20 protein-coding genes and 3 tRNA genes are annotated in these 21850 nt (G+C 54.8%); 12 read left to right on the top strand and 11 right to left on the bottom strand.

Features of this window, described 5'->3' with window-relative positions:
- The first annotated feature begins 303 nt into the window (after positions 1-303).
- A complete protein-coding gene (locus VW41_09265) occupies positions 304-885 on the top strand; it encodes a superoxide dismutase (GenBank protein AJZ89211.1) in 582 nt (193 codons plus the stop codon).
- 90 nt (positions 886-975) lie between these two features.
- Here VW41_09265 and VW41_09260 read toward each other — a convergent pair whose 3' ends face one another.
- Positions 976-1065, bottom strand: coding sequence for a membrane protein (locus VW41_09260; protein ID AJZ89210.1), 90 nt, complete (start codon positions 1063-1065; stop codon positions 976-978).
- 292 nt (positions 1066-1357) lie between these two features.
- On the opposite strand from VW41_09260, the gene VW41_09255 reads away from it, so the two are divergent.
- The gene (locus VW41_09255; GenBank protein ID AJZ89209.1) at positions 1358-2383 is read left to right on the top strand and encodes a transcriptional regulator; all 1026 of its coding nucleotides are present in this window, start codon (positions 1358-1360) and stop codon (positions 2381-2383) included.
- Here VW41_09255 and VW41_09250 read toward each other — a convergent pair.
- Entirely contained in the window at positions 2380-3318 is a 939-nt protein-coding gene (locus VW41_09250; GenBank protein ID AJZ89208.1) for a transcriptional regulator, read from the bottom strand. The genes VW41_09255 and VW41_09250 overlap by 4 nt on opposite strands.
- Before the next feature lie 114 nt (positions 3319-3432).
- On the opposite strand from VW41_09250, the gene VW41_09245 reads away from it, so the two are divergent.
- The 3 genes from VW41_09245 to VW41_09235 all read left to right on the top strand — a co-directional run bounded on the left by VW41_09245 (position 3433) and on the right by VW41_09235 (position 7700).
- Complete coding sequence (locus tag VW41_09245) at positions 3433-4635, top strand: transporter (GenBank protein AJZ89207.1); 1203 nt, start codon at positions 3433-3435, stop codon at positions 4633-4635.
- A gap of 297 nt (positions 4636-4932) precedes the next feature.
- On the top strand, positions 4933-6081 hold the full coding sequence (locus VW41_09240; GenBank protein AJZ89206.1) for a cyclopropane fatty acyl phospholipid synthase: 1149 nt from the start codon (positions 4933-4935) through the stop codon (positions 6079-6081).
- 227 nt (positions 6082-6308) lie between these two features.
- Entirely contained in the window at positions 6309-7700 is a 1392-nt protein-coding gene (locus VW41_09235) for a 6-phospho-beta-glucosidase (GenBank protein ID AJZ89205.1), read from the top strand.
- 211 nt (positions 7701-7911) lie between these two features.
- Here the strand turns inward: VW41_09235 and VW41_09230 are convergent, their stop codons facing one another.
- Positions 7912-8556 (bottom strand): riboflavin synthase subunit alpha, encoded by a 645-nt coding sequence (locus VW41_09230; GenBank protein ID AJZ89204.1) that lies wholly within the window; start codon positions 8554-8556, stop codon positions 7912-7914.
- A 236-nt stretch (positions 8557-8792) separates the two neighbouring features.
- On the opposite strand from VW41_09230, the gene VW41_09225 reads away from it, so the two are divergent.
- The 3 genes from VW41_09225 to VW41_09215 all read left to right on the top strand — a co-directional run bounded on the left by VW41_09225 (position 8793) and on the right by VW41_09215 (position 10491).
- A complete protein-coding gene (locus VW41_09225) occupies positions 8793-10166 on the top strand; it encodes a multidrug transporter (protein AJZ89203.1) in 1374 nt (457 codons plus the stop codon).
- A gap of 154 nt (positions 10167-10320) precedes the next feature.
- Positions 10321-10397, top strand: a tRNA-Val gene (locus tag VW41_09220).
- 17 nt (positions 10398-10414) lie between these two features.
- A tRNA-Val gene (locus VW41_09215) sits at positions 10415-10491 on the top strand.
- A 377-nt stretch (positions 10492-10868) separates the two neighbouring features.
- Here VW41_09215 and VW41_09210 read toward each other — a convergent pair.
- Both VW41_09210 and VW41_09205 read right to left on the bottom strand, forming a co-directional pair.
- The gene (locus VW41_09210) at positions 10869-11267 is read right to left on the bottom strand and encodes an endoribonuclease L-PSP (protein ID AJZ89202.1); all 399 of its coding nucleotides are present in this window, start codon (positions 11265-11267) and stop codon (positions 10869-10871) included.
- 57 nt (positions 11268-11324) lie between these two features.
- The gene (locus VW41_09205; GenBank protein AJZ89201.1) at positions 11325-12257 is read right to left on the bottom strand and encodes an esterase; all 933 of its coding nucleotides are present in this window, start codon (positions 12255-12257) and stop codon (positions 11325-11327) included.
- A gap of 72 nt (positions 12258-12329) precedes the next feature.
- Between VW41_09205 and VW41_09200 the strand changes: the two genes are divergently transcribed.
- Complete coding sequence (locus VW41_09200) at positions 12330-13253, top strand: LysR family transcriptional regulator (protein AJZ89200.1); 924 nt, start codon at positions 12330-12332, stop codon at positions 13251-13253.
- A 27-nt stretch (positions 13254-13280) separates the two neighbouring features.
- Here VW41_09200 and VW41_09195 read toward each other — a convergent pair whose 3' ends face one another.
- On the bottom strand, positions 13281-14390 hold the full coding sequence (locus VW41_09195; protein AJZ91912.1) for a hypothetical protein: 1110 nt from the start codon (positions 14388-14390) through the stop codon (positions 13281-13283).
- Between the two features lie 216 nt (positions 14391-14606).
- On the opposite strand from VW41_09195, the gene VW41_09190 reads away from it, so the two are divergent.
- The 3 genes from VW41_09190 to VW41_09180 all read left to right on the top strand — a co-directional run bounded on the left by VW41_09190 (position 14607) and on the right by VW41_09180 (position 17013).
- A tRNA-Val gene (locus VW41_09190) sits at positions 14607-14683 on the top strand.
- Positions 14684-15054: 371 nt separating this feature from the next.
- On the top strand, positions 15055-16467 hold the full coding sequence (locus VW41_09185) for a pyruvate kinase (GenBank protein AJZ89199.1): 1413 nt from the start codon (positions 15055-15057) through the stop codon (positions 16465-16467).
- A gap of 309 nt (positions 16468-16776) precedes the next feature.
- Positions 16777-17013, top strand: a complete 237-nt coding sequence (locus VW41_09180) for a murein lipoprotein (protein AJZ89198.1) — start codon at positions 16777-16779, stop codon at positions 17011-17013.
- 66 nt (positions 17014-17079) lie between these two features.
- On the opposite strand, the gene VW41_09175 is transcribed toward VW41_09180, so the two are convergent.
- From VW41_09175 to sufC, 5 genes are all read right to left on the bottom strand, one after another.
- Complete coding sequence (locus tag VW41_09175) at positions 17080-18078, bottom strand: murein L,D-transpeptidase (GenBank protein AJZ89197.1); 999 nt, start codon at positions 18076-18078, stop codon at positions 17080-17082.
- 109 nt (positions 18079-18187) lie between these two features.
- Positions 18188-18604: a cysteine desufuration protein SufE gene (locus VW41_09170; protein AJZ89196.1), complete on the bottom strand. Its 417-nt coding sequence runs from the start codon at positions 18602-18604 to the stop codon at positions 18188-18190.
- An 11-nt stretch (positions 18605-18615) separates the two neighbouring features.
- A complete protein-coding gene (locus tag VW41_09165; protein AJZ89195.1) occupies positions 18616-19836 on the bottom strand; it encodes a cysteine sulfinate desulfinase in 1221 nt (406 codons plus the stop codon).
- Entirely contained in the window at positions 19833-21113 is a 1281-nt protein-coding gene (locus tag VW41_09160) for a cysteine desulfurase (protein ID AJZ89194.1), read from the bottom strand. The genes VW41_09165 and VW41_09160 overlap by 4 nt, the downstream gene beginning before the upstream one ends.
- Positions 21088-21834, bottom strand: coding sequence for a cysteine desulfurase (gene sufC / locus VW41_09155; GenBank protein AJZ89193.1), 747 nt, complete (start codon positions 21832-21834; stop codon positions 21088-21090). The genes VW41_09160 and sufC overlap by 26 nt, the downstream gene beginning before the upstream one ends.
- Between the last annotated feature and the right edge of the window lie 16 nt (positions 21835-21850).

Raw genomic sequence — 21850 nt, 5'->3', positions numbered from 1 at the left:
CTGGTTAACATGTTAACAGCCCGGCAGTGGGCTGTTAACAGCTGCTGACCCAGAGGGAAAAGCGTGGTTTTTCCCTCTGGATGGTTATCAGCCGAAAATCAATGAATGATTTCCCCTGTCTATTGTCACGCCTCATCTCGTATTTTTAATATCGCTGGTAGCGTGTCCACTGTCTGACGGTTCGGCAACGGCCTGTTTTATTTTGTTGTTTCATTTCGCTTTTTCACTCACCTCTAATTTGCTAACCTTATAACCACACAAATTGTAGTTATATTGTGAAACAAAATAACAAGGAGTGAAGCAATGTCGTTCGAACTACCCACCCTGCCCTATGCCAAAGATGCGCTGGCGCCGCATATCTCAGCCGAAACACTCGAATACCACTACGGCAAACACCACCAGACCTACGTCACTAACCTGAACAACCTGATTAAAAGCAGCCCATTTGAGGGCAAAACGCTGGAAGAGATCGTGCGGACGTCCGACGGGGCTATCTTCAATAACGCAGCCCAGGTCTGGAACCATACTTTTTACTGGCACTGCCTGGCGCCGAATGCCGGTGGGGAGCCAACAGGCGAAGTACTGGCCGCCATCAATCATGCTTTTGGCAGCGTTGAAGCCTTTAAAAAGCAGTTCACCGAAGCGGCAATCAAAAACTTTGGCTCCGGCTGGACCTGGCTTGTGAAGAACAGCGATGGCAGCCTGGCTATCGTTTCTACTTCTAACGCAGGAACTCCGCTCACAACCGGGGCAAAACCGCTGTTGACCGTGGACGTCTGGGAACATGCTTACTACATCGACTACCGCAACGCGCGCCCGGTTTATCTCGACCATTTCTGGGCGCTGGTTAACTGGAACTTTGTTGCGCAAAACCTGGTAGGCTGATGTTTAGGGGTTAGTCACGAAGAGGGAAAACTACGCTTTTTCTTCTTTAATATGATAAGAGAAGGGCCGCTTTTCGCGGCCCTTTGTAAATCAGTGCAGAACGGCGGTTAGCGCCCCGGCAACAATCAGACTCAGTACGATAACCGTAGTCACCACGGAAAACTTCAGATCGGTACTCATCGTAAGCTCCTTTTATTTCCCTACAAAGTGTATGTGGGGTGATTTTCCCACAATTAGCGATAAAAATCCTGCTGGATTTGCACAGATATCGGTTTTCCCTCTTCCACTTTGCCCCGGGATAAGCCAAAATCCTTCGCTAATTTACCGCGTATCGCCCGGCAACGCCCTCCTCCCGCTGTATGTCGCATCCCCGACAGGCCTGCAACCAACGTGTTGCCCCAGGAGTTAGCGAAGGCAAACGTTTAACACATGAGTTATCAGGAGTTTACGATATGGTCTGGAGTGACATCTAATGGCAACGATTAAGGACGTAGCGAAGCGCGCAAACGTTTCCACTACCACTGTGTCACATGTCATTAACAAGACCCGTTTTGTGGCGGAAGAGACGCGCAACGCCGTCTGGGCGGCCATCAAAGAGCTGCACTATTCGCCGAGCGCCGTGGCGCGCAGCCTGAAGGTCAACCACACCAAATCTATCGGCCTGCTCGCCACCTCAAGCGAAGCCCCTTATTTCGCGGAGATTATTGAATCCGTTGAGAACAGCTGTTTCGCTAAGGGCTACACCCTGATTCTGGGCAACGCGCACAATAACTATGAAAAGCAGCGCGCTTACCTGTCCATGATGGCGCAAAAACGCGTGGACGGGCTGCTGGTCATGTGTTCCGAATACCCCGACACGCTGCTTTCAACCCTGGAAGAGTACCGCCACATTCCGATGGTGGTCATGGACTGGGGCGAAGCCCGCGCTGATTTTACCGACTCTGTCGTCGACAATGCCTTCCACGGCGGCTACCTCGCGGGCCGCTACCTGATTGAGCGTGGTCATCGCGATATCGGGGCTATCCCGGGCCAGCTGGAACGTAATACCGGCGGCGGCCGCCATGCGGGGTTCCTGAAAGCGCTGGAGGAAGCCAATATTAAAGTGCCTGATAACTGGGTGGTTCAGGGCGACTTCGAACCGGAGTCCGGTTACCGCGCCATGCAGCAGTTGCTTAACCAGCCGCATCGCCCTACCGCCGTTTTCTGCGGCGGCGATATTATGGCGATGGGTGCGATTTGCGCCGCAGACGAAATGGGGCTGCGCGTACCGCAGGACATTTCTATCATCGGCTACGATAACGTGCGCAACGCCCGCTACTTCTCACCGGCGCTGACCACTATTCACCAGCCGAAAGAGCGCCTGGGGGAAACGGCCTTCAACATGCTGCTCGACCGTATCATTAATAAGCGCGAAGAGTCGCAGACGATTGAAGTCCATCCGCGTTTGATTGAGCGCCGCTCGGTGGCCGACGGTCCGTTCCGCGATTACCGCCGCTAAACCTCTTCAGGGGCCGGGAATGCGTTACCCGGCTCCTGCAGCCACTCCTGATTCATCGTCTCACTGTCGCCTAAATAGTCCAGCAGCCAGCTCAGCGCGGGCGAGGCATCATCCTGCCGCCACGTCAGGCAGCAGGCCGCGTCCGGGAACGGGTTTTCAAGCCGCAGCGCTTTCCAGTCGCCCTTTACCAGCCACGGCCTGGCAATGTGCGTCGGCACCATACCAATGCATAATCCTGCCGTCAGGCAATCCGCCCCCGACGCCCAGTCCGGCACCACCACGCGGCGCTGGTTGTCCAGCAACCAGGTAATCCTCTTGGGTAGCGACCGGGACGTATCTTCCAGCACAAGGGATGGCCAGGGGCGAATGTCGTCATCCAGAATGATACCGGCCTGTTGCGCAAGCGGATGGCTGGCAGAGACCACGCAGCACCAGCTCAGGGTGCCCATGTCCCTGAACGCGTAGCGCCCCCCGACCGGGATTGCCTGCGTTGCGCCAATCGCGGCCTCAACCCGCCCGTCCGCCAGGGCATCCCACACGCCGTTGAACACTTCCTGGGAGACCCGCAATTCGATATCCGGAAAATGACGATAAAAATCCAGCACCAGCTGGCGGGTTCGCTCAGGTTTAACGATATTGTCTACCGCAATCGACAGGTGCCCTCGCCAGCCGTTGGCTATCTGCTGGCACTGCTGACGCGTTGTCATCATTTTTTTGATAACAGACCGACCTTCTTTGAGAAAAAACGCCCCGGCGGCGGTCAACTCAACGTCCCTGTGACGCCGTTCAAACAGCGGCACGGCCAGCCACTCCTCAAGCTGGCGCACCGTGTAGCTGATGGCAGAAGGCACGCGGTGAAGCTCCTGGGCCGCACCGCTAAAGCTGCCGTTTCGAGCCACGGCGTCAACCACTTCCAGTGAATATTCAGACCACATTTTTCTGCCTGCAAAAAATTTGAATGCAATTTGCAAATATTAGCGTTTCACAAGCGGTTTTGCACTCCGTAGACTCCAGCCCCGTTAACCTGCCATCAAAATCAAGAGTGAAATATGCAACCATCAAAGGGATTTCTTATCTGGCTCGCGGGGCTGAGCGTGCTGGGCTTCCTGGCCACCGACATGTACCTGCCTGCCTTCGCCGCCATTCAACAAGATCTGGGCACCACCGCCTCCGCGGTTAGCGCCAGCCTGAGCCTGTTCCTCGCCGGCTTTGCTTTTGCCCAGCTGATGTGGGGCCCACTTTCCGACCGCTTCGGGCGTAAACCTGTGCTGTTGATTGGCCTGGCCATGTTTGCCGTCGGCTGTATCGGGATGCTTTGGGTGCAGGATGCCACCACGCTGCTGGTGTTACGCTTTATTCAGGCCGTGGGCGTCTGTTCCGCGGCGGTTAGCTGGCAGGCACTGGTGACCGACTATTATCCCGCCAACCGCGCCGGCCGCATTTTTGCCACCATCATGCCGCTGGTCGGACTTTCTCCGGCGCTGGCCCCGCTGCTCGGCAGCTGGCTACTGAATCATTTTGAATGGCAGGCCATTTTCGCCGTGCTGTTCGCCGTCGCTTTGCTGCTGATGATCCCCACCCTGCGCCTCAAGCCCCGGACTCAGCACCACGAGCAAACCGAAGACAATAAGGTCAGCTTCTTCTCTTTATTACGCTCCCGCGTTTACGGCGGCAACGTACTGATTTACGCCGCCTGCTCCGCCAGCTTTTTCGCATGGCTCACCGGCTCGCCGTTTATTCTGAATGATATGGGCTACAGCCCCGCGGCGATTGGCCTGAGCTACATGCCGCAGACGGTCGCTTTCCTGGTGGGCGGCTATGGCTGCCGCAGCGCGCTGCAAAAGTGGAGTGGCAAACAGCTGCTGCCGTGGCTGCTGGCCCTGTATGCCCTGAGCGTGGTTGCAACCTGGGGCGTGGCAGTCAGCGGCCATGCTAACCTGACGCTGCTGCTTATTCCGTTCTGTGTGATGGCCGCGGCGAACGGCGCCATCTACCCCATCGTGGTTGCCTCAGCCCTGCTGCCTTTCCCACAGGCAACCGGGAAAGCCGCAGCGCTGCAAAATACCCTGCAGCTTGGGCTTTGCTTCCTGGCCAGCCTGATGGTCTCCTGGCTGGTGACAACCCCGCTGCTGACCACCACCAGCGTGATGCTGGCGACAATCCTGCTTGCTGGCCTGGGCTATGCCCTGCAGCACACGGTCCGCCGTGAAGCGCAGAACAAGAGCCACAGCGAACTGTCACGCGCACAGTAACCTGCATGATAATGTGAATATTGTGTGATTAGCTTGCTAACAATATTCCATTGAACCATCATTTAAACGGGCTTATAGTAATTGCGGTTCTACTATAAGCCTTATCAATTTTATTTTTGCGGGAGCCGGAGCGCTTCCGTTTTTCCATGGATGGCCTTTCAGTAAGGGAGAATCCCCCCTTTCTCTGTTCTACGTCGGATATCAGGCACGCGGAATTTTCCGTGAGAGTTCTCACAAGCCGTGAATAGCGTCTACGCTGTTTTAAGGTTCTGATCACAACAAGGTGATGGAGAAGCTATGAGTTCATCGTGTATAGAAGAAGTGAGCGTACGAGATAACGAATGGTATCGTATCGCAAATGAAATGCTAAGCCGGGCAGGCATCACCCTCAACGGCCCAAACCCCTTTGATATTCAGGTCAAAAACCCAGACTTTTTTAAACGCGTTCTGCAGGAAGGTTCTCTCGGCCTTGGCGAAAGCTATATGGACGGCTGGTGGGAATGCGAACGGCTGGATATCTTTTTCACCAAAGTCCTGCGCGCCGGGCTGGAAAACCAACTGCCCCACCACTTCAAAGATACCCTGCGCATTGCGGCAGCAAGGCTGGTTAACCTGCAGTCTAAGAAACGCGCCTGGATAGTGGGTAAAGAGCATTACGATCTTGGCAACGATCTGTTCAGCCGGATGCTGGATAAGCACATGCAATACTCCTGCGGTTACTGGAAAGAAGCGACAAATCTCAGCGACGCGCAGGATGCCAAGCTCAAAATGATCTGCGAAAAATTGCAGCTAAAACCCGGTATGAAGCTGCTGGATATCGGCTGCGGCTGGGGCGGTCTGGCCGAGTTTGCCGCACGCAATTATGGTGTATCCGTCTTTGGCGTGACTATCTCCGCGGAACAACAAAAAATGGCGCAGGAGCGCTGCAAAGGTCTGGATGTCACCATCCTTTTGCAGGACTACCGCGACCTGAACGAACAATTTGACCGCATTGTTTCCGTCGGGATGTTTGAACACGTCGGACCCAAAAATTATGCCACCTACTTTGACGTTGCCGACCGCAACCTCAAGCCGGATGGCATTTTCCTGCTGCACACAATAGGTTCTAAAAAGACCGACAATAATGTCGATCCGTGGATTAACAAGTACATTTTCCCTAACGGTTGCCTGCCGTCGGTGCGGCAGATTGCCGATGCCAGCGAGCCACATTTCGTGATGGAAGACTGGCACAATTTCGGCGCCGACTATGACAAAACGCTGATGGCCTGGTACGAGCGTTTTCTGGCGGCCTGGTCTGAAATTGAAGACAACTATTCTGAGCGCTTTAAAAGAATGTTTAGCTACTACCTGAATGCCTGCGCCGGGGCTTTCCGGGCGCGAGACATTCAGCTCTGGCAGGTGGTTTTCAGCCGGGGCATTGAACACGGGCTGCGCGTACCTCGTTAAAAACAAACCCGGTGAATGCCGGGTTTTTTCATTTCCAATTGTCTCTCCTTGCGCATCAATGTGATTTACCTCACAGGTTTGGCCCTGCCTAAGCGTAGCGGCTTGATCTGCTTAACAGATATCATTTCCTGCGATAGAAACCGGTTTCATCAATCACAGACAATCATGGCATTAGCTGCATCAATGATTGCCTGCCGGAGATGGCAGGTCAGACCGTGAGGACAACGATGAAATACGCATTTCCTGAGCATTTCTGGTGGGGCAGCGCAGCCTCAGGCCCACAAACCGAGGGCGAAGCGCTGAATTTTGGCAAGTCTGAAACCATCTGGGACAGATGGTTCGCCGAGCAACCTAACCGTTTCCACCACGGCGTCGGGCCGCAAAACACCTCAACCTTTTATCAGCGCTGGAAGCAGGACATCGCGCTGCTGAAAAAGCTCAACCACAATACTTTCCGCACCTCGATTTCCTGGGCCCGTTTGATCCCTGACGGCACAGGCGAAGTAAATCCGCTGGCGGTTGAGTTCTACAATCGGGTGATTGACGAGCTGTTAGCTCAGGGCATTAAGCCGTTTATCAATCTGTATCACTTTGATATGCCGATGGTCATGCAGGAAAAAGGCGGGTGGGAAAGCCGTGAAGTGGTTGACGCCTACGCAGCCTACGCCAGGACCTGTTTCGAGTTGTTTGGCGACCGCGTGAAGCACTGGTTTACCTTCAACGAGCCGGTTGTGCCGGTTGAATGCGGCTACCTGTATGACTACCACTACCCTAACGTGGTGGACTTCAACCGCGCGGTGACGGTCGCTTACCATACCATGCTCGCCCATGCGAAAGCGGTAAAGGCTTACCATGCCCGCAACGATGACGGCCAGATTGGCATCATTCTTAATCTGACGCCGTCTTACCCTCGCTCACAAAACCCGGCCGACGTCAAAGCGGCAAACCTGGCCGACCTGATGTTTAACCGGAGCTTCCTCGACCCGGCGCTGCGCGGTGAATATCCCGCGGAACTGGTCGCATTCCTGAAAGAACACGGTAAGCTGCCTGCCTGCCAGCCTGAAGACAAAGCCCTGCTCGCCGCAGGCGTCGTAGACCTGCTGGGGATTAACTACTACCAGCCGCGACGCATTAAGTGCCGCGATACGCTGGTTAACCCGGAAAGTCCATTTATGCCGGAGTGGTTCTTTGAGTCCTACGAAATGCCGGGCCGCAAAATGAACCCGTACCGTGGGTGGGAAATTTACGAGCGTGGGATCTACGATATTCTCACCAATCTGCGTGAGAATTACGGCAACCCGGCCTGCTATATTTCTGAAAACGGTATGGGCGTTGAAAACGAGCAGCGCTTTATCGACCACGGCCAAATTAACGATGATTACCGGATTGATTTCGTCCGCGATCACCTGAAGTGGCTGCATAAGGGCATCAGCGAGGGCAGCAACTGCCTTGGTTACCATATGTGGACCTTTATCGATAACTGGTCATGGTGCAACGCCTATAAAAACCGCTATGGTTTTGTGTCGCTGGATCTTAATACCCAGCAGCGCACGATTAAGAAAAGCGGCGAGTGGTTTATGAAAACTGCGGCCGAAAACGGGTTTAACGAAGAAAATTAAGAAAAAGAAACGGGGCCAAATGGCCCCGTTTGCTGTTGCTGACCTGGCGGAAAAAAGCGTGATTTTTTCCTCCAGGTGTTTATCAGCCGAAAATCAATGAATTGATTTTCCTTATTTTTTAACGAACCCTCTGGTATTCCTTCTCTCGCCAGAGTTTTTCAATCGTCTGAAGCGGGGCCAAATGGCCCCGTTTGTTATCAATCAAAAACGTTTATTCGCCGTCAGGGATCGCCGCCGCCATGGCAGCTTCGCGGCTAGCCAGCACACGCTCAACGGTGTCAACTATCGCCTGCGTCTGCGGGTCAATTTCAATGTTCACACGCTGGCCCAGCTTTTTAGCACCGAGCGTAGTACGCTCAAGCGTTTCAGGGATCAGGTGCACACAAAAACGCGTCGCGGTCACCTCGCCCACCGTCAAACTAATCCCGTCGATGCCGACATAGCCTTTATAAAGGATATATTTCATCAGGGTTTTATCCTGAATCTTAAACCAGATCTGGCGGTTATTTTCTGAGGTCAGAATCTTTGAAATTTCGGCCGTGGTCATAATATGACCCGACATCAAATGCCCGCCAATTTCGTCGTTAAATTTAGCTGCGCGCTCAACGTTCACGCTGTCGCCCACGTTTAGTTCACCGAGGTTGGTGATGCGCAAGGTCTCTTTCATTAAATCAAAGCTGACGCGATTGCCGTCGATTGCCGTTACGGTCAGGCAGCAACCGTTATGCGCCACCGAGGCCCCGGTTTCGAGATCTGGCAGCATTTCAGTTGGCATATCAATAACGTGAGTGCGGAAATTCGGTTTCTCATCAATGGAAACCAGGGTCGCCGTGCCCTGCACAATACCTGTAAACATCTAAAAACTCCTGGCAATTCGCAGACGGTTAACTACCGCCATTAACAGACATTTTCGCACTTTAGCAGTTGGAAAATCAGCTTGCCAGTGCGGGGCGTGCGCTGGCTCTATTTTTGACTGGCGTATAAATAAACTCCCGCTACAATAGACTGGCTATTTCCCCAGTTCATCTTCTTGCTGCCTGTTTTGGCGGCTTTTTTAGTCTCTCATACATATAAAAATAATCAGGTGTAAACATGCAGAAGTACCTCACCGAAGCTCGCCAGCTCCTTGCCCTGGCGATACCTGTCATCGTCGCGCAGGTAGCTCAAACTGCAATGGGATTCGTCGATACCGTGATGGCCGGCGGCTACAGCGCTACCGACATGGCCGCCGTGGCTATCGGCACCTCTATCTGGCTCCCCGCCATTCTGTTTGGCCACGGGCTGCTACTGGCCTTAACGCCAACCGTTGCGCAACTTAACGGTTCAGCCCGGCGCGACCGCATCGCGCACCAGGTTCGCCAGGGATTCTGGCTGGCGGGTATGGTTTCCGTGCTGGTGATGGTGGTGCTGTGGAACGCAGGTCATATTATTCACGCGATGCACAATATCGATCCTGAGCTGGCGGATAAAGCCGTCCGCTATCTCCGCGCGCTGCTGTGGGGTGCGCCGGGCTACCTGTTCTTCCAGGTGGGCCGTAACCAGTGCGAAGGGCTGGCTAAAACCAAACCGGGTATGGTGATGGGTTTTATCGGCCTGCTGGTGAATATTCCGGTTAACTACATCTTTATTTATGGCCATTTTGGTATGCCCGAACTGGGCGGCGTGGGCTGTGGCGTCGCGACGGCGGCGGTGTACTGGGTAATGTTTTTCAGCATGCTGTCCTACATCCGGAGAGCTCGCTCAATGCGCGACATTAAAAACCAGGACAGCTTCAGTAAGCCGGACTGGGCGGTGGTCAAACGCCTGAGCCAGCTTGGGCTGCCGATTGCCCTGGCGCTTTTCTTCGAAGTCACGCTGTTTGCCGTGGTCGCCCTGCTGGTTTCCCCCCTGGGCATCACCGACGTTGCCGGGCACCAGATTGCCCTCAACTTCAGCTCGTTGATGTTTGTACTGCCGCTTTCTTTGGGGGCTGCGGTGACCATTCGCGTGGGCTTCCGTCTTGGCCAGGGCTCGACCCTGGACGCACAGATTGCCGCCCGCACCGGCGTTGGCGTGGCGATTTGTCTCGCCATGTGCACGGCGCTGTTTACCGTCATTTTCCGGGAACACATCGCGCTGCTGTATAACGACAACCCGGCGGTTGTGGCGCTGGCAGCACACCTTATGCTGCTGGCGGCGATTTACCAGATCTCCGACTCCATCCAGGTGATTGGCAGCGGCGTTCTGCGTGGCTATAAAGATACGCGCTCGATCTTCTTTATTACCTTTATCGCCTACTGGGTACTCGGCCTGCCAAGCGGCTATATTCTGGGGTTAACCGACTGGGTCGTCGAACCGATGGGCCCGGCCGGGTTCTGGATCGGTTTTATTATCGGCCTGACCTCCGCCGCGATTATGATGATGTTGCGTATGCGCTGGCTGCAGCGTCAGCCGTCCGCGACCATCCTTCAGCGGGCTGCACGTTAATTAAACATCAGTAGCCGCATCAGCGGCTACTTTCTCCCCATTCTGCGCAGATGCTCGGCAATCGCGTGAAATCTGGAATAAAATTGCGAGTTTCCCCTTGCAAGCCCCGAGGTGTATCGCTAATATTCGTCCCCGCTGTCGCCAAGACAACAATGCGTTCATAGCTCAGTTGGTTAGAGCACCACCTTGACATGGTGGGGGTCGTTGGTTCGAGTCCAATTGAACGCACCATTCTCAAATATATCAGTGCGTCCGTAGCTCAGTTGGTTAGAGCACCACCTTGACATGGTGGGGGTCGGTGGTTCGAGTCCACTCGGACGCACCATATTTGCTAAAAGAATGCCCTTCTTCTCCATTTGCTTTTCTTCAACCTGATAAATTCCCGCACTGTTTTTTGCACCTAATGCTGTAGCGAAAAAAACGTCATTTTTAGCGTTTTGAGCGTCAGGCGGTGTTTTGGGATGCGAAAGCCGGAAAGGTTGCATATCATAAAGCGAGTTATTCACTAAACCACGACAGGTGACTTATGGAAATCGATCTCGATAATCTGGTGTTTTCCGGGTTAGATGAAGCCGAAGCGCGCAACGCCGAGCGCCAGGAAGACGCAGACAAAAAGGCTCAGGCCGTTGTGGCCGATGATGACTGCGGCGACGCCTGCAAAATCTGATAAAAAAACCGGCTTATTCAGCCGGTTTTTTTATGCTACGCCGTTCTTCTCACGGCAATGCATTTCACTTCTACCAGCAGCCCCGGGTGGGCCAGTTCAGACACGCCGATACAGGTCCAGGCGCAGTGCCCTCTTGGGAATACAGCGTCTTTCACCTCGCGAAAAACATCCATGTGTTCCTTCATGTTGACGTGGTAGGTCGTCATCTCCACGACATCTTCAAAGCGGCAGCCCGCTGCCTGCAGAACCAGACGCAGGTTTTCCCAACAGGCCATAAATTGTGCCTTTGGGTCAGCGATCGCCTGTAAATCGGGCGTCCGCCCCACTTGCCCGGCGCAATAAACAGTGTTTCCCGCCACCACCGCAGGCGCATACCCTGCCCGCTCAGCCAAAGCCTGCATGGCCGACGGCACGATAATTTCTCTGTCCGACACGACTGTTTCTCCCAATTATTTACCGGCGCGCACGCCGGCAGTTGAATGATTTTTATCTCACCCGATGTCGATCGGGTTTAGCGCATCTTCAAGAAATCTTATCGCGTTTCTCAAGGCCTGGTCTGCCTCCGGTAATATTCCGGCAAACAAATGCCAGACGTGGAACATTTCCGGCCAAACTTCCAGCGTGGTGCGAACCCGGCTTTCGCTCATGTGGGACGCAAGGCGAATAGCATCGCTCAGCATCACCTCATTTTCGCCAATCTGTATCAAGGTCGGAGAAAGCCCGTGTACATCGGCAAAGACCGGAGATACATCCGGATGCGTGGGCAGCTCTCCGGCCAGAAAACTTCGGGCCAGTTGGTTCAGGAACGCCACGCTACATAGAGGATCCAGCCCATCGCGAACCGATGCAGATGCGCCGCTGTGCGTTAAGTTAGCCCACGGCGAAATAGCCACTGCGGCAGCGGGTAAGGCAAGACCCGCATTACGAGCTTTACGCATCAGCGTGACAACCATCGCGCCACCGGCAGAATCCCCCGAGATCATCAGCGAGCGCGGGTTTGCGCCCTGCTCAAGCAAGGTGCGGTAGGCCTGGAATACATCATCGATCGGCGTCGGGAACGGAAACTCCGGCGCCTGGCGATAATCAACCACATACACTTTAGCTTTCAGCGCACGGGCATAACGCCCGGTCAACCCCCGGTAGGCTTCAACCCCACCGTGAACGTAGCCCCCACCGTGGATATACAGCATGATCCGGCCGTCAATAACATCCTCCGGCGTGACCGACATAGCGCGAACGCCACCCAGGCCGACATCGGCAAAGGCTATGCCTTCTCCGGCCGGGAACAGCTTATCAAGCTGCTGGACGTAGTCCGCCCGAACATCTTTCCAGTCTGTATCAGACTGGCCATACACCTTCTGCACAACCGGTTCAGCGGCTTTTATCCAGCCGGCCAGGGCGGCCTGCGCGTTATCAGGAAGCATTTCGTTCTCCATTGTCTACTTTGATTAAACAAAAAAGATTATGCTTAATCATTTGACGAAATAGGTTCTCCAATGCCAATCCGCTCAGGCGCTAAAAACCATTCCGAACTCGATCTAGGCGGCCTGCGTATTTTCGTGGCCATCGCAGAAGGCGGGAGCTTTGTCGCCGGCGGCAAAGCCCTCGGATTAACCCGTTCAGCCGCCGGTAAAGCAATTGCACGCCTTGAGGCACAGCTGGAAACACGGCTATTTAACCGGACAACGCGGCGCGTCGCCCTGACCCGCGACGGCTACGGTTTTTATGAACGCTGTGTTCAGATTTTGCAGGATATTGAAGACGCAGAAGCCAGCGTGCGGCAGAATTTTTCCAGCCCCAGCGGAGTGCTCCGGCTCAGCGTGCCGGAAACATGGGGCAAAGTCGTGCTGTTGCCTTTTCTGAAGCACATCATGGCCGCCTGGCCGGGGCTTAATATTGAAGTCAGTTTCACCGACCGCGTGGTGGACCTGGTGACGGAGGGGTTCGACCTTAGCATCCGACTGGGTGACTTACCGAAAGATTCACAACTTGTTGCGCGCCCCGTGCAGCGTATCCGCCCTCATCTGTTTGCTTCGCCGGCCTATCTTGCAGAAACAGGCACTCCGGCTGTACCGGCAGACCTTCCCCTGCATCAGCGACTGGTTTACGGCCTGAGCCCGCAAACCGCAGACTGGACGCTGTTTACGATCAGCAATGAAAGCGTGGTGATTGAAGGGCACAGCAGGATCCGCTTCGACAGCGGAGAAGCCATTTGTGCCGCCGCCGTTGAAGGCTTAGGCATTGCTTTTCTGCCCGCGTTTCTCGTTGCCCAATATGTCGCAGAGGGCAAACTGGTGCCGGTGCTGCCTGAATTATGCGGCACGCCTCTGAGTGTCAACGTGGTGTACCCTAATCGAAAACATCTGGCGGCTAAAGTCAGGCTGTTTATCGACCGCCTGGTGGAGTACCTGGACTATTAACAACATCCCGCGGGGTAATTTTGGGGATTACCGCCCCGGGGCCTGCGATGCTAATCCGGTGAACAAAGCCAGCAGTTCCCGGGGCGCATCGGCCGCAAACCCCATGGCAAAATTCGCGGCGGACTCCTGCTGAAAGTGCACGGTTCGCGCAGCCATCGCCTCCTGGTATTGCCTGAAGGCGACGGCGAGACTGGCGGGTTGAGCAATAATCGCCTGAGCGAGATCGACCGCATCCGCCATGGCCAGATTCACTCCCTCCCCGGCAAAAGGCGACATGACATGCGCGGCATCGCCAATCAGGGTCACATTCCCCTCTGCCGACCAAAATTCTCCGGTGGGTAATACACCAACAGGCCTGGCAATCAGTGGCCCTTCACTTTTCGCCAGCATCTCGCGATAGCATTCCCCCCAGCCTCTGAAGCATTCCACCAGTTCATCGCGAGTAAAGGCTCCGCGCGATTGCGCTTCCGGCACAGGAATTGCGGCATAGGCTGAAATCTTGTCGCCGGGTTCACAGTGCGCCATGATGCCCCGGCCTTTACTCAGAGCGAACAACGAGCCATTGCCCACCAGCGCTTTCACCGCTGGATATTGCTGGCTTACGTTCCGGTAGCGCAGTTCAACAAAGGTAATCCCGGAATAAAGCGGCTTCTGTGCCGTTAACAACGGCCTGACTTTCGACCAGGCGCCGTCGGCCCCCACCAAAGCCTCGCCAACGTGCGTGCTCCCGTCCCCCAGCGTGAGATGAAATCCCGTGCCCTGTGGTTCGATGGACGTGACCCGACTGTTCCAGCGGATGATCCCGGCAGGCAATGCCTCTACCACCAGTCTGCGCAGCGCCCCCCGGTCAATTTCCGGACGGGAGCCATCGCCTTCATCCTGATACAGGACATGCCCCTTTTCATCGCGCATCAGGGTAGCATCCGCCCCCGGTAGCACCAGCGCCATTGCGGCTTCAAATAAGCCCGCAGCGCGAAGTGCAGGTTTACCCGTGCCTTCATTCAGGTTGAGCATTCCCCCCTGATGACGAGAATCCAGAGACGCATCGGCTTCAAGAACGCAAACCGCGATGCCCGCGCGATGCAGCATATAAGCCAGCAGCGGCCCGGCCACGCCAGCGCCAATAATGGTAATCATGAACATGCCCCTGAACATCGGTGAGAAAACGGTTTTATCAGCCTCCAGATTGAAAAGCCAGCCAGAACAAGCAATAAAGAGCTCAAACATTCATCAGACAGTATAAACAGGGCTTGTCAACGTTCGCATCGCCCGTCATAATGTTGTCACTTCTTGCTTTAGAAGCTAAAACAGTAATTAATTCAACTTGTTATTGTTTTGTCTTTCATATTCAGTGCGTTCATAGCTCAGTTGGTTAGAGCACCACCTTGACATGGTGGGGGTCGTTGGTTCGAGTCCAATTGAACGCACCATTCATTCTTATTTTCATCATCTCTTAAAACTCTCAAACATCTGGCAACGCCCTGATAACAACTCGCTGTAAAACTGTGCACTCCGTCGCTGAATCAACGGTTTTGATTCCTTTTCCAGCCAGATTTATCTATACTACGCCCGTTCTTAACTTGAATGGTTTCAGCTCATTGGACTCCTTTTTTATACAACAACATTGTCTAACGCCTTCCCCTGCTGAACCACAAGCACACTTTCCTCTGCACGCTTTATTTCTGTCACCTATCCTTACCAGGTGCCACTTTCAACACCACAGTATTCTTTTAAGCTCCGGTAGCCCTGCCTCCCGGAACCGAGTTTCAACAATCCTCCTCAACTTATAGATAAGACTGTCATGAAAAAGACTAAAATCGTTTGCACCATCGGTCCAAAAACCGAATCCGAAGAGATGCTGACAAAAATGCTCGACGCGGGCATGAACGTTATGCGTCTGAACTTCTCCCACGGTGACTATGAAGAACACGGTCAGCGCATCAAGAACCTGCGCAATGTCGTCGCTAAAACCGGTAAGAAAGCCGCTATCCTGCTGGACACCAAAGGGCCAGAAATCCGTACTATCAAGCTGGAAGGCGGTAACGACGTTTCCCTGAAAGCGGGCCAGACCTTTACATTCACTACCGACAAATCCGTTGTCGGCAACAGCGAAATTGTTGCAGTCACCTACGAAGGTTTCACCAATGACCTGACCGTTGGCAACACAGTCCTGGTTGACGATGGCCTGATCGGCATGGAAGTTACCGCCATCGAAGGCAACAAAGTTATCTGTAAAGTGCTGAACAACGGCGATCTCGGTGAGAACAAAGGCGTTAACCTGCCGGGCGTGTCCATCGCGCTGCCAGCGCTGGCTGAGAAAGACAAACAGGATCTGATCTTCGGCTGTGAGCAAGGCGTTGACTTCGTGGCAGCGTCCTTCATCCGTAAGCGTTCTGACGTGGTTGAAATCCGTGAGCACCTGAAAGCCCACGGCGGCGAGAAGATCCAGATCATCTCCAAAATCGAAAACCAGGAAGGCCTGAACAACTTCGACGAAATCCTCGAAGCCTCTGACGGCATCATGGTTGCTCGTGGCGACCTGGGCGTTGAAATCCCGGTTGAAGAAGTTATCTTCGCGCAGAAGATGATGATCGAGAAATGCGTTCGCGCACGCAAAGTGGTTATCACCGCAACCCAGATGCTCGACTCGATGATCAAAAACCCGCGCCCTACCCGTGCGGAAGCCGGTGACGTTGCTAACGCCATCATCGACGGCACCGACGCAGTTATGCTGTCCGGTGAGTCTGCAAAAGGTAAATACCCGCTGGAAGCTGTGACCATCATGGCAACCATCTGCGAGCGTACCGACCGCGTGATGACCAGCCGTCTGGACAACAACAACGACAGCCGTAAACTGCGCATCACCGAAGCCGTTTGCCGTGGTGCCGTTGAAACCGCCGAAAAACTGGAAGCACCGCTGATCGTGGTTGCAACCCAGGGTGGTAAATCCGCTAAAGCCGTGCGTAAGTACTTCCCGAACGCTACCATTCTGGCGCTGACCACCAACGAAGTGACCGCGCGTCAGCTGGTGCTGAGCAAAGGCGTTGTGCCGCAGATGGTGAAAGAAATCGCCTCCACCGACGACTTCTACCGTCTGGGTAAAGAAGTTGCTCTGGAAAGCGGCCTGGCACGTAAGGGCGACATCGTGGTGATGGTTTCCGGTGCACTGGTCCCAAGCGGCACCACTAACACCGCGTCAGTACATGTTCTGTAATTGACTTGTTAACAAGTTTAATTAACAAAAAAGCGCCTTAGGGCGCTTTTTTTATATCACTTGCTGGCAGATCTTAATAAAAATGCAAATCGGATTTTACTATTTAAGCTAACTCTTAATTAAGATGAATCCGATGAAATTCCCCTGTTTTCTCTCTTTTTTTTAACTTTCCGTCTCCGTTCGGTGCTTCTTTGAGCGAACGATCAAATTTAAGGGTATTCCCGACAAAAAATTATTCTCATCACAAAAAAGTTTGTGTAATACTTGTAACGCTACATGGAGATTAACTCAATCTAGAGGGTATTAATAATGAATCGTACTAAACTGGTACTGGGCGCGGTAATCCTGGCTTCTACTATGCTGGCAGGTTGTTCTTCTAACGCTAAAATCGATCAACTGTCTTCTGACGTTCAGACTCTGAACGCTAAAGTTGATCAGCTGAGCAACGACGTGAACGCAGTGCGTTCTGACGTTCAGGCTGCTAAAGACGACGCCGCTCGCGCTAACCAGCGTCTGGACAACCAGGCTCACTCTTACCGTAAGTAAGAGTCACTGGTATAAAATGGCGCACAATGTGCGCCATTTTTTTTGCCTGTCATTTACCCCCACCCGCTACTGCGTAGCGCTCGTGGCCTCTTCAGCATTCACCATTCCGTTACTGGCCGACTGCACCGCCGCCGTTGCCGCAGGCGTTTGACCCGCAGATACCACAACGGGATAACCTGCGCGTCTGTAGAGCGCCTTCTCCACTAACCCCTTCTCTACGCCGTTTGCGGCCCGGAACTCGCTAAACCCGGCGGGCAACACATAAGGCATGGTTTGCGTATTCTGCTGTTCATCCTGAGAAAGCGGCCGATGGACTTCAACGTAGCGAACGCCGTTTGGCTCGACAGAGAATTTAACCGGATCGTTAATCACCCGCACCGGCGTGCCGGTTCTCGCTTGCTCAAACAGCGCTTTAATGTCGGGGGCGTTCATCCTGATACAGCCCGAGCTGACGCGCAGCCCCACGCTGTCCGGCGCGCTGGTGCCGTGGATCAGGTATTCGCCGTTGCCGTAGGCCAGCCGCATGGCAAACCGGCCGAGCGGGTTATTCGGCCCGGCAGGCACGACAGGCGGCAGCTTGATCCCCTTCTCGAGGGAGCGCTGGCGAATACCGGCGGTTGGTGTCCAGGTTGGGTTCGGGATCTTTTGCCCAATCCTGGTGGTCATCAGCGGCGTCTCCAGCCCCTGCAGGCCAATGCCAATCGGGTAAACCTGTACGATGTTTTGGCCCGGAGGGAAGTAATACAGCCGCAGCTCAGCGAGATTCACCACAATGCCCTCGCGCGGCACGTCCGGTAGCAGAAGCTGGCTGGGGATGGTCAGCACCGTGCCTGGTTTAGGCACCGGCGCAATAGTGTTGTTAGCCTCCAGCAACAGCATCGCACCGGTGTCAAAACGTCGGGCAATGGCCTGCAGGTTACGATCCCCTTCCTGAACGGTATAAGTCTGGTTTTGACCAATCAGGCGGCTGCCTTCCGGCGGTAAGGGATAATCAAGGGCTAAAGCGGGCCGAATGGCGCTCAGGGCGCCGATAATGGCTAGTGTGAGTAAAGACGCGTATTTCATACTTTTTATTCCTGTAGTCGCGCTGGCGGGCACCAGCAGGCTGAAAGACAAGCGAGGCAGAAAACCGCCTCGCAAAACAGGACCATAGGTATGAGTAAGTTTAGCTAACTTAAATCAGATTGGAGGCTTGGTTGCGAATTGCGCGAATCATCGCTTCCAGCCCCTGAGAGCGGGACGGGGTCAGATGCTGAGTGAGCGCCATTTTTTCAAACCACGGGCGCACATCAAACGCCACGATATCCTGGGGCGTCATCTGCTGATAGAGAATAAACACGATGGCGATCAGCCCCTTAACAATAGCGGCATCGCTGTCGCCTTCAAGCGTAATTACGCCGTCGGGCTGCTGGTGCATAACTATCCATACCTGGCTTTGGCAGCCCTGGATAATATGCTCCGGCTGGTGCTTTTCCGCCGCCAGCTCGGGCAGGCGGCCGCCCAGTTCAATAATGTAGAGATACTTCTCTTCCCAGTTCGCACAGCGGCTGAAGTTTTTTAGCAGTTTGTCTTTATCCGGCAGCGTGGCCATGACCGTCTCCGTTATCCTAACAGGCTGTGGATACGCTGCAGGCCGGCGACCAGGCGATCCACTTCTTGTTCGGTATTGTACATGGCAAAAGAGGCCCGGCACATGGCCGGCACGCTGTAGAACGCCATCAGCGGCATGGCACAATGGTGCCCGGTGCGTACCGCAATCCCGTAGTTGTCGAGGAAGCTGCCGACGTCATAGGCATGGTGCTTACCGAGATTAAATGCCAGCACGCCACGGCGCTCTGCCGGGCCATATACGGTCAAATCAGGCACGGCCTGCAGCGCGTTTTGAGCATAATGCATCAGGGAACGCTCATATTCGCCAATCGCCTCCATGCCCAGCCCTTCAACGTAGCTCAGCGCGGCACCAAGGCCAATGATGCCAGCCGTGTTCGGCGTTCCGGCTTCAAAGCGCCACGGGGCTGCGGCGTAAGTCGTACCTGCGTTCAGGCTGACGGTAGCAATCATCGAGCCACCGCCTTCCCACGGCGGCATATCCTGCAGGATGCTTTCCCTCGCATACAACACGCCAATCCCCGTTGGGCCATAGATCTTGTGCCCGGAGAAAAGATAAAAATCGCAGTCCAGCGCCGTAACATCCGTGACGTGGTGCATCACGGCCTGAGCGCCGTCCACCAGCACTTTGACGCCCGACTTATGCGCGGTGGCAATCATCTCCTTCACCGGGTTTTCAGTGCCAAGCACGTTAGAAACGTGGGCAATCGCCAGCAGTTTCGTGCGGTCGTCAATTAGCGTCGGGAAGACATCAAGCTGCAGGGTGCCGTCCTGGTTTAGCGGGATAACGCGTAGCTCCGCGCCGGTACGCTCACACAGCATCTGCCACGGCACGATGTTCGCGTGGTGTTCCATGGCGCTGATGATGATGTTATCCCCGGCCTGCACGTTAGCGTTGCCCCAGCTGTTGGCCACGAGGTTTATCCCCTCGGTGGTGCCACGCACAAAGACAATTTCTTCCGGCTTAGCGGCGTTGATGAAACGTGCCGCCTGGCTGCGCACGTTTTCCATCAGCGTGGTCGCTTCCGCGCTCAGGGTATGAATGCCCCGGTGCACTGCGGCATAACCATGGCGATAAAACTCAAGCTCAGCGTCAATGACAACCTGAGGCTTCTGCGCGCTGGCCGCGCTGTCCAGGTAGGCCAGCGGCTGCCCGTTGACCTCACGGCTCAGAATGGGGAAATCCGCCCTGACCTGCTCAATAGAAAAACTCATGCCTCGCCCCCTGCAAAGCGCTGAGCGATACGCGCCAGCACCTGCTCTTTTAAGGCCTCGTCGCGAATACTTTCGGTAAGCTCTGCGGCAAAGGCGAAGATTATCATCTGCTGAGCAGCCTGTTCGCTGATGCCGCGAGAGCGCAGGTAGAACATCTGCTCGTCGTCAATCCGTCCAATGGTCGCGCCATGGCTGCACTTCACGTCATCGGCGTAGATTTCAAGCTGTGGCTTGGTGTCCACTTCCGCCAGACGGCCAAGCAACAGGTTGTTGTTGGTCATCTGCCCGTCGGTTTTGATCGCGTGCTGGGCAACTTTAATCATGCCGTTAAACACCGCCCGGCCTTTATCACGCACGATGGTTTTATGCAGCTGGCGGCTGTTGCAATAGCCCTTGTTGTGCTCAAGCCAGGTTCGGGTGTCGCACACTTCATTATTTACCGGCAGCGCCAGGCTGTTGATGTGCAGCTGGTTATTTTCGCCGTTAAGCTGCGTGCTGGTATTGTGGCGAAGCACCGCGGCCCCCAACAGGAAGCTGTTGCTGTTCACCGTTGAGTCCTGCTCAATCAGCAGATCGTTGTGCGCAAAGTGATAGCTGGCGGCATTTTCAAACGCCAGCTTGTAGTGGCTAAGCTGCGCGTTGGCCGCCACTTCGGCGGTAAACCGCGAGCCGGTAAAATGCGCCGCATCGTCAAGACTGACGAAGTGCTCAATCACCGTGGCCTGCGCGCCCTGCTCAAGGATCAGGTGGTGGCGGTAATGGGCGGTCGTCATCTCCTGCGCTGCGCTGCCGCGCGTGACGTGCATCAACAGCAGCGTTTTTTCAGGCTGCGTGTTACGCGCCACGCGGATATGCGTCACGGTCTCCGCCAAGCTTTCGGTCAGGTGCAGGAACACTTCGCCCTGAACCGGCGCGGGCAACGTCTGGCGGTTATCGTCAATGCTAATCACAAAGCCGCTGCCGGCGATGTCATCACTCAGTTCGGCGCTGAAACGCCCGTCAACAAACACCAGCCGCAGCGCGTCTACCGGCAGGGCGAGTTCGTCACGCTGTTGGGCACTTAAAGGCGACGAAGGCGCCAGTACAAACTGGTTGTTCAGCAACCCGTCGAGCGGCGTGTACTTCCAGTTTTCATGCTTGCGCGTCGGCAACCCGAGGCGCAGGAGCTGCTGCATGTGCTGCTGAGCCACCTGTGAGCGGCCGGTTCCCTGAGCCTCAAACAGATGATGCCACTGCTGGAGCGCATTGCCGTTACTGCTGTTCGGTAAGCCAGCCATAACCCTGCTCCTCCAGTTGTTTCACCAGGCTGAAATCGCCAGATTTAACGATGCGCCCCTGATACAGCACGTGAACAAAGTCCGGCTTGATGTAGTCGAGAATACGCTGGTAGTGAGTGACCACGATAAATGAACGTTTCCCGTCGCGCAGCGAGTTAACGCCCTCGGCCACAATCTTCAGGGCATCGATATCCAGCCCGGAGTCGGTTTCATCGAGGATGCACAGTTCCGGCTCCAGTACCGCCATTTGCAGGATGTCGTTGCGCTTTTTCTCACCGCCGGAGAAGCCGACGTTCACCGAGCGGGTCAGCAAATCTTCGGGCATTTGCAGCAGCTTGATTTTCTCTTCCATCAGGTCCTGAAAATCAAAGCGGTCCAGCGACTCGAGGCCACGGTATTCCCGCACCGCGTTCAGCGCGGTTTGCAGGAAGAACTGGTTGCTGACGCCGGGAATTTCCACCGGGTACTGAAAAGCCATAAAAATACCTTCGCCGGAGCGGTCTTCCGGCGACAGTTCCAGCAAATCTTTGCCCTTGAACTGAACTGAACCGCCGGTCACGGCATAGTCTTCGCGCCCGGCAAGCGTGGCGGATAAGGTACTTTTGCCGGAGCCGTTTGGCCCCATGATGGCGTGGACTTCGCCCGGCTTCACTTCGAGGTTTAAGCCACGCAGGATCTCTTTATCCTCAACGCTGACCTGTAAATCTTTAATGCTTAACATAGTTTTCCCTTAATCC

This window comes from Klebsiella michiganensis (assembly GCA_000963575.1).
GTDB lineage: Bacteria > Pseudomonadota > Gammaproteobacteria > Enterobacterales > Enterobacteriaceae > Cedecea > Cedecea michiganensis_A.
The sequence above is the reverse complement of the archived record's forward strand: the minus strand, read 5'-3'. Positions and strand labels throughout refer to the sequence as shown.